A 7,570-nucleotide genomic window follows, 5' to 3' on the forward strand; every position below is an offset into this window, starting at 1 on the left:
GGCAGCGTAGACGCACGCGTAGGGAGCTGAGCGGCTCGGGGATGGAGCACGCGGGGCGGGGAGTCTGGAGCCATGACACGGAACACGGAGAAGCAGATGCAGGAAGTCCCCGGTGCACGCCCGGTGCTGGTGACGAGCGGCACGGGCAAGACGGGCAGCCGGGTTGCCGCACGGCTGGCGGCGCGCGGAGTGCCGGTGCGTGCCGGATCGCGCAGCGGCGAGGTGCCGTTCGACTGGACGGACCCGTCCGGGTGGGAGGCTGCGCTGAGCGGCGCTGACGCGGCGTACGTCGCGTACTACCCCGATCTCGCGGCGCCCGGCGCACCCGAGGCGATGAGTGCCTTCGGGAAGATCGCCGCGCGGTGCGGCGTGCGGCGGCTGGTGCTGCTCTCGGGACGGGGCGAGCCTCAGGCCGTGGTGGCGGAGGAGGCGTTGCGCGCGGTTGCGGGTGATGCCGAACTGACGGTGGTGCGCTCGGCGTTCTTCGCGCAGAACTTCAGCGAGGGGGCGCTGCTCGACGGGGTTCTGGGCGGCGAGGTGGTGTTCCCGGCGGGCGGATACTCCGAGCCGTTCGTGGACGTCGACGATCTGGCCGATGTGGTGGTCTCGGCGCTCTGCGGGGACGGTGGTGGGGGCACGGTCCACGAACTGACCGGTCCCCGCGCGCTGACCTTCGCCGAGGCCGCCGCCGAACTCACCGGCGCGACGGGGCGCGAGGTGCGCTACGTCGCGGTGACGGGCCCTCAGTACGCGGCGATGCTCCGGCAGTACGGGGTCCCGGAGGCCGAAGCGGGTTTCCTCGCCGGGCTGTTCACGTTCCTGCTGGACGGGCACAACGCGCCGGTGACCGACGGGGTGAAGCAGGCTCTGGGCCGTGACCCGAAGCCGTTCGCCGCGTTCGCCGCCGCGGCGGCTCGCAACGGCGCCTGGGACGCGTGACCGGTACGCGGTTGGGGCGCCGCCCGTGGAGGTCGCGCTGCGCGCCGGACTCAGAGTTCCCGGGCATGCTTACCGGCGGCGGAACGCCAGCAGCCGGTACTGCGGGTCCGCGCGCCGGCGGTCGGGTCCGGGCAGCTCGGCCAGGACCTGGCCGAGCTGCTCGGCCGCCGCGCCGGGCAGTGCGAGGCGCGAGGCGTAGTAGCCGCGCCGCACCGCGCGTGCGGCGCTCAGCGGGGTCCGTCCCTGCCCGCGCCCCCGGAACACCGCACCGCCCACCACGTCGAGGCCGTGCGCGGCGCCGTACTCGGTGATCCGCTCCGTACCGTCGGACGGGGTCGGCGCGAGGTAGGGCGCGAAAGCCTCGTCGATGTCGCTGCCGACGTCGTGCCCCGCGTCCTTGTCGACCGTGGTGACGAACACGCCACCGGGCCGCAGCACCCTGGCCGCCTGCGCGACCACCGCTCGCGCGGCCCCCTCTTCGCGCAGCAGGTGCAGCAGCCAGACGGCCGTCACCGCGTCGACCGCCGCGTCGGGCAGCGGCAGCCGGCGTGCGTCGGCGAGCACCACACCTCCTACACGCTGCCGGGCGAGGCGGGCCATGCTGTGAGCGGCGTCGGAGCCGAACACCCGCAGACCCGGGCGTCCACCGGCGATCCGCTCGGTGACGATTCCCGTGCCGCAGCCGATGTCGAGCAGGGCGCGGGCAGCGGGCGGGACCAGGCCGAGCACCGCTTCCGCGGCCGCCTCCGCCCGGGGCACGCCACCGCGCGTGGCGTCGTAGGCGGCCGCCTCGCCGTCGTAGTTCAGCATCCGGCCGACTGTACGACACGCCCCGGGAGCGCGTGCCGAGGAGTCGGGCGCCCGCTGTCACGACACGGCACGGAGACGAGCCCGCCTGTCGCACCACACGGCACGGAGACGAGCCGCCTGTCGCACCGCACGGCACGGAGGCGACGCCCGTCGCACCGCACGGCGCGGAGACGACGCCCGTCGCACCGCACGGCGCGGAGGCGACGCCCGTCGCACGAGACAGGGCGGGAATCGACGGGGCGACACGACGCCGAGGCGACTCCCGTATTGCCGGTGGGCCACCGGGGCCATAACTTGCGTTTATGGAGCTGGAGTTGCGCCATCTGCGAACCGTACGTGCCATAGCCGACACCGGAAGCCTCACCAAGGCGGCCGCCGCGCTCGGGCTCGCCCAGCCTGCGCTGAGCGCGCAGCTGCGGCGGATCGAGAAGGCGCTGGGCGGCCCGTTGTTCGACCGGGACCACACGGGTGCGCGGCCGACGCTGCTGGGCGAACTGGTGCTGGAGCGGGCGCGGGTGGTGCTGCCCGCGGTCAGTGAGCTCCAGGAGGAGGCGGTGAGGTTCGCCAACGCGTGGGGCGCCATGGAGCGTTTCCGGCTGGGCGGCACGCACGGACCACTGCTCGGCGGGCTCGTCGACCGGCTGGCCTCGGCGCACCCGACGGCACCGGTGTCCACGTACACCGCCTGGTCGGTGACCGAACTGGCTTCCCAACTGGTCGACGGCCGACTGGACTTCGTCCTGATCGGGGCGTGCGGCGAGAGTCCGCCACCGGTGACGGACCGGCTGGAGTGGCAGGTCATCGGGATCGATCCGGTCTTCGTGATGCTGCCGGAGAACCACCCGCTGGCCGGGGAGACCGAACTGGAGCTCTCCGCGCTGGCCGACGAGTGCTGGGTGGATGTGCCCGGCGACGGCTGTTTCGCGGACTGCTTCGTGGCCGCCTGCGCACGGGCCGGCTTCAGCCCGGTGTCGGTGTACGAGACGGACACCGCCTCCGTCGTCCATCTGGTGCAGGTGGGCCGGGCGGTCGGCCTTTGCCGGGCTACGTTCCCGCCGACGCCGGGCGTGGTGACCCGCCCGGTGACCGGCTCGCCGCTCAGCTGGCGCCATCTGCTGGGCTGGCACCCCCGCTCCGCTGCCGCGTCGGCGGCCGCCGGAGCGGTGAGCGGGCACACCCGGGCGGCGTACGCCCAGGCGGTGGAGCGCAGCGACAGCTACACGCGCTGGCTCGCCGCGCACCCCCGCTTCGGTGCCGCGTCCTGACCGGTGGGCGGGTCTACTCCGCGCCGTGTCCGGGGGCGACGTCCTCGACCGCGGCGGCCAGGGCCAGGTCCTTCTCGGTGACCCTGCCGCCCGCGTCGTGGGAGTTCACGGACAGGGCGACGGTGTTGTAGCCGAGCGTCAGGTCGGAGTGGTGGTTCAGCTCGTCCTGGATACGGGCGACGTGCACGGTGAGTGCGGCGGCGGCGAAATGCGACGGGAGCCGGTAGGTGCGGGTGATCCGGTCCCCTTCCAGCGTCCAGCCGGGCACTTCGCGCAGCCGGCGCTCGATCTCGTCCTTCGGCAGCGGTGCGGCGGGCATGCGGTGGCTCCCTCACTAGCGGGGTTCGGTCGACGATGCCGGTGACGTTACGGTCTCGGTATGACAACTGTCGCGCTTGACACGGGGGTAGGGCCGCTGCTGCGCAGCTGGCGGGAGCGACGCCGGATCAGCCAGCTGGAGCTGGCGCTGCGGGCCGACTCCTCGGCCCGGCACATCTCCTTCATCGAGACGGGCCGCTCCCGCCCCAGCGAGGAGATGGTCCTGCGGCTGGCCGGCCATCTGGACGTGCCGGTGCGGGAACGCAACGCCCTGCTGGTGGTCGCCGGTTACGCCCCGCGCTTCACGGAGACCGCGCTCGACGACCCGGCGATGGGCGCGCTGCGGGAGGGCATGGAGCGGCTGCTCCAGGGGTACGACCCGTATCCGGCGTTCGTCGTCGACGGCCTTTACACCGTGGTGGCGGCCAATCAGGGGATGACCCGGATGCTGGACGGGGTGGCGGAGCACCTGCTCGCCCCGCCGCTGAACGCGATGCGGCTCACCCTGCACCCGGAGGGCCTGGCCCCGCGCATCCGGAACCTCAGGGAGTGGCGGGCGGACCTGCTGGCCCAGATGGAGCGTCAGATCGCGCTGGTCCGTTCGGCGGAGCTGCGTGCGCTGTACGAGGAGGTCGCGGGCTATCCCGTACCGGCCGGCGCGGAGGGTGAGGCGGACCGGTCCGCGCCCTCGTCCTCGGTGCCCTTCGCCCTGCCCCTGGTGATCGAGCACGGCGGGCAGGTGCTCTCCTTCGTCGCGTCCATCGCCACGTTCAACACCCCGATGGACGTGACGGTCGCGGAGCTGGCCATCGAGACACTGCTGCCGGCGGACGCGGCCACCGCCGCGTATCTGCGGTCGCTCATCCACTGACGAGGGGCCGGGTCCACGGGGCGTCCGCCCGTGCCAGCACGCAGGCGGCCAGGCACGCCACGGCCAGAATCACCACGGCCAGCACGAGCGGCAGGACCGGGTGCCCGTGCAGGACGCCCATGGCGCCCACGAGAGCTCCGGCCAGCATGGCGGCCGCCGAGAGGACCCGGCGGCCCGCCTTGCTGCCGGGCCCTCCGGCGAGCCGTCCGTCGGAGGCGATACCGGTGATGGTCAGGGTGAGCACGGTCGTCTTGAGGTCGGGAACGGCGAGCGCCCGTGCGACGGCGTTCTGCAGACCGAGGCCCACGGCGAGCAGCGCGATGAGGGTGAAGCGCACACCGCCGGTGTACGGGCTGCCCGAGACGAGCGTGACGACGAGAGCCGCCAGGACACACGTCGTCTCCGCGCACAGTGCGTGCAGCAGCATGCGGCCGCGGTGTGCGTGGGACCGGTGGACGAGCCGTCCCCCGGTCACCGCCCCGGCCACGAACCCGCCGAGCGCGACGAACGAGGCGACCAGGGAGAATCCGGGGGCTCCGGCGAAGGCGAAGCCGGCGAAGACCACGTTCCCGGTCATGTTCGCGACGAAGACCCGGCCCAGTTCCAGATAGCTGACGGCATCGACCAGCCCGGTGACTACGGTCAGGGCGAGCATCAGGGGCGGCAGCGGCCCGTGCCGGTCGCTCATGTCCGGTACGAGGGTGGTCCATGCCTCACGCAGCACTACGGGCACGGGCATCGGCACGGGTGCGCTCCGATCGCGGGACGGTTGATCAGGATGGTCCCGTCGTGTCCCCCGCCATGGGCGCGACCGGGGCGCGTCGTCCCCGCGCCGCTCGAACGGCGCAGGGACGACGGCCCGGCAGGGCTCGGAGCTACACACGTGCCCCGTTGTCGAGCGGGTCCCGGCGCCCGGCCCCGGACTTCCTTCGCGAGGTGTGCGCCGGAGGCGGGGCCTTGCTGCCGCGCTCCAGGAGGAGGGCGGCGGGGACGGCCGTCATGACCGACGAGTACGTCCCCACGACGATGCCGATCAGCAGGGCGAGGGCGAAGTCCGCGAGGGAGTCGCCGCCCAGCACCGCCAGTGCGACGAGGATGAACAGGGCGCCCATACCGGTGTTGACGGTTCTGGGGACGGTCTGCAGGACGGCCAGGTTCGCCACGTCGGACAGCGGCTTCCTGCGAGCCTTCGCCCACAGTTCCCTGACCCGGTCGAACACCACGACGGAGTCGTTGACGGAGTACCCGATGACGGTGAGGAGCGCAGCCAGGAAGATGCCGTCGACGGTGCGTCCCAGCCAGGCGAAGGCCCCGACCAGGATGACGACGTCGTGGACGAGCGCCCCGACGGAGGCGACGGCGAACGTCCATCGGAACCTGATCGCCAGGTAGCCCAATTGGACGAGCACCGCGATGGCCAGGGCGATCAGGGCGTTGCGCCGCAGTTCGTCGCCCAGGCTGGGCCCGATGAGTTCGTCGCGGACCTTGGTGGTCTCGCCGCCTTCCTCGGCGAGGGCGGCGCGCAGGGCGTACTCGTCGTGGTTGTCGAGGTCCCCGGTGCGCACGGAGATGTCGCCGGCGCCCGCCGTGGTGACCTCGGCGTCACCGAAGCCCGCACCGGCCAGTGCGGTGCGCGCGCTCTCCACGTCGACGGGGCGGCTGGTGGAGTACTCGACGAGCCGGCCGCCGGTGAACTCGACGCCCAGGTTGACGCCGCGCACCAGGATGCCCGCCACCGCGACCGCGATCAGTGCGGCGGAGATCAGCAGCCAGCGCCGGGGGGAGCGCATCAGCTGCGGATCACGGCGGTTGATCCAGGTCCGGACCCTGCCCGGACTCGCGATGCCGTTGACGCCCCGGTAGTCGCTGACGAACCGCGAACGGGCCGCCGTCTCGGTGAGGGCGCGGGCGATGACGAGCGCGGAGAACATCGACGCGAGGACGCCGATGCCCAGAGTGACGCCGAAGCCCTTGACCGGTCCCGAGCCGAGGAAGAAGAGCAGGCCCGCCGCGATGAGCGTCGTCACGTTGGAGTCGGCGACGGCACTCCAGGCGTGCCGGAACCCGGCGGTGAGCGAGGTGCGCAGCGACTTGCCCGGGCGCAGCGCGTGTTCCTCTCTGGCCCGTTCGAAGACCAGCACGTTCGCGTCGACCGCCATCCCGATGGCCAGGACGAACCCGGCGAGGCCGGGCAGAGTGAGGGTGACGCCGAGCGCGACGAGCGCGGCGTACGAGATCACCCCGTACGCCCCGAGAGCCACGGCGGCGAGGGCGCCGAAGAGCCGGTAGACGACGGTGATGAACAGCGCCGTGGCCGCGGCGCCGATGACGGCGGCGCGGGCGCTGGCGTCGATGGCGTCGGCGCCGAGCGTCGGGCCGACCGTTCGCTGCTCCACGATCTCGACGGGCACGGGCAGTGCTCCGCCCTGGATCAGCAGGGCGAGTTCACGGGCCTCGTCGGCGCTGAAGGAGCCGGTGATCTGAGTCGATCCGGAAGGCAGTCCAGTGTTGCAGGCGACGGTCGGGGAGACCTGCGGCGAGGAGATCACCTTCTTGTCGAGGACGATGGCGACGCGGCGCCGTTCGTCCTGGACGGGGTGACAGGCCGCTTCGCCGGTCAGCCGGGTCCAGTCCCGGCCGGCGTCCTTGTGGAAGTCGAGGGAGACGGACCATCCCGCGCCCTGCTGGGCGTCGAACGCGGCGGACGCCTCCTTGACTCCCGCGCCCGAGATCACGGCGGGGCCGAGCGCGAGGGTGCGGCCCTCCTCGTCGGGGAGCGCCGGTCCGTCACCGGCCGGCTCGTCCGGGCCCTGGACTCCGTGGAAGGTGAGCTGGGCGGTCCTGCCGATGACGTCGGCCGCCTTGCGCGGGTCCTGGACGTCCGGGAGCTCGACGATGATCCGGTCCTCGCCGGAACGGGTCAGGGTCGGCTCCGTGACGCCGAGTGAGTCGATGCGCTTGCGCAGCACCTCCAGGGTGCGGTCGGTGCTCTCGCGGTCGGCCTTCGCGGTGTCGGAGTCCTTGGCCTGCAGCACCATGCGGGTGCCGCCCTGGAGATCGAGGCCAAGTCTGGGGGACATGGTCAGCGTGATGAGCACGGAGACGAGCAGCACGGCCGCAGCCAGAACTGCCCGCACCGTGGTGGCGCGGGTCATGCGTGATTCCTCCGAGGAGCGGCCGCACCCGCCCCTCCTCGGTCGCCGCGAAGGGCGTCAGGACGGCGGAGGCGGCACGGTGTTGGGGATCGGGACCGGTGAGTGGTCCCCGGGCCGGTGAACGGCGGTCCTCGGAGGCCCGCGCACGCCGGGAAGCGCCGCGCTCGGACGCCCGGCGGCCACGAAGGGCGGGGCGGGCACGGAAAGGGGGA

The 7,570-nt window shown here is 73.0% G+C and carries 7 protein-coding genes; 3 read left to right on the forward strand and 4 right to left on the reverse strand.

What is annotated here, in order from left to right; all coding sequences use genetic code 11:
• The first annotated feature begins 72 nt into the window (after nucleotides 1-72).
• A complete protein-coding gene (locus JGS39_RS35765) occupies nucleotides 73-939 on the forward strand; it encodes a Rossmann-fold NAD(P)-binding domain-containing protein (RefSeq protein ID WP_219573930.1) in 867 nt (288 codons plus the stop codon).
• A gap of 69 nt (nucleotides 940-1,008) precedes the next feature.
• Here JGS39_RS35765 and JGS39_RS35770 read toward each other — a convergent pair whose 3' ends face one another.
• Nucleotides 1,009-1,749, reverse strand: coding sequence for a class I SAM-dependent methyltransferase (locus JGS39_RS35770; RefSeq protein WP_219573931.1), 741 nt, complete (start codon nucleotides 1,747-1,749; stop codon nucleotides 1,009-1,011).
• 302 nt (nucleotides 1,750-2,051) lie between these two features.
• Here JGS39_RS35770 and JGS39_RS35775 point away from each other — a divergent pair, with 302 nt between their 5' ends.
• Nucleotides 2,052-3,014, forward strand: a complete 963-nt coding sequence (locus tag JGS39_RS35775; RefSeq protein ID WP_219573932.1) for a LysR family transcriptional regulator — start codon at nucleotides 2,052-2,054, stop codon at nucleotides 3,012-3,014.
• A gap of 13 nt (nucleotides 3,015-3,027) precedes the next feature.
• Here the strand turns inward: JGS39_RS35775 and JGS39_RS35780 are convergent, their stop codons facing one another.
• On the reverse strand, nucleotides 3,028-3,333 hold the full coding sequence (locus JGS39_RS35780; protein WP_219573933.1) for a 4a-hydroxytetrahydrobiopterin dehydratase: 306 nt from the start codon (nucleotides 3,331-3,333) through the stop codon (nucleotides 3,028-3,030).
• Nucleotides 3,334-3,393: 60 nt separating this feature from the next.
• Between JGS39_RS35780 and JGS39_RS35785 the strand changes: the two genes are divergently transcribed.
• Nucleotides 3,394-4,203, forward strand: a complete 810-nt coding sequence (locus JGS39_RS35785) for a helix-turn-helix domain-containing protein (RefSeq protein WP_219573934.1) — start codon at nucleotides 3,394-3,396, stop codon at nucleotides 4,201-4,203.
• On the opposite strand, the gene JGS39_RS35790 is transcribed toward JGS39_RS35785, so the two are convergent.
• Together JGS39_RS35790 and secD are read right to left on the reverse strand one after the other, a co-directional pair.
• Entirely contained in the window at nucleotides 4,193-4,936 is a 744-nt protein-coding gene (locus JGS39_RS35790) for a YoaK family protein (protein ID WP_219573936.1), read from the reverse strand. The two genes, JGS39_RS35785 and JGS39_RS35790, sit on opposite strands and share 11 nt — an antisense overlap.
• A 142-nt stretch (nucleotides 4,937-5,078) precedes the next feature.
• A complete protein-coding gene (gene secD, locus JGS39_RS35795) occupies nucleotides 5,079-7,358 on the reverse strand; it encodes a protein translocase subunit SecD (RefSeq protein WP_219573935.1) in 2,280 nt (759 codons plus the stop codon).
• Nucleotides 7,359-7,570 lie beyond the last annotated feature (212 nt).

Source organism: Streptomyces poriferorum (assembly GCF_019399235.1).
Lineage (GTDB): Bacteria > Actinomycetota > Actinomycetes > Streptomycetales > Streptomycetaceae > Streptomyces > Streptomyces poriferorum.

Coding starts and splice junctions, on each gene's coding strand:
- JGS39_RS35765 (WP_219573930.1), top strand. CDS start 73: ATGACACGGAACACGGAGAAGCAGATGCAGGAAGTCCCCGGTGCACGC.
- JGS39_RS35770 (WP_219573931.1), bottom strand. CDS start 1,749: ATGCTGAACTACGACGGCGAGGCGGCCGCCTACGACGCCACGCGCGGT.
- JGS39_RS35775 (WP_219573932.1), top strand. CDS start 2,052: ATGGAGCTGGAGTTGCGCCATCTGCGAACCGTACGTGCCATAGCCGAC.
- JGS39_RS35780 (WP_219573933.1), bottom strand. CDS start 3,333: ATGCCCGCCGCACCGCTGCCGAAGGACGAGATCGAGCGCCGGCTGCGC.
- JGS39_RS35785 (WP_219573934.1), top strand. CDS start 3,394: ATGACAACTGTCGCGCTTGACACGGGGGTAGGGCCGCTGCTGCGCAGC.
- secD (WP_219573935.1), bottom strand. CDS start 7,358: ATGACCCGCGCCACCACGGTGCGGGCAGTTCTGGCTGCGGCCGTGCTG.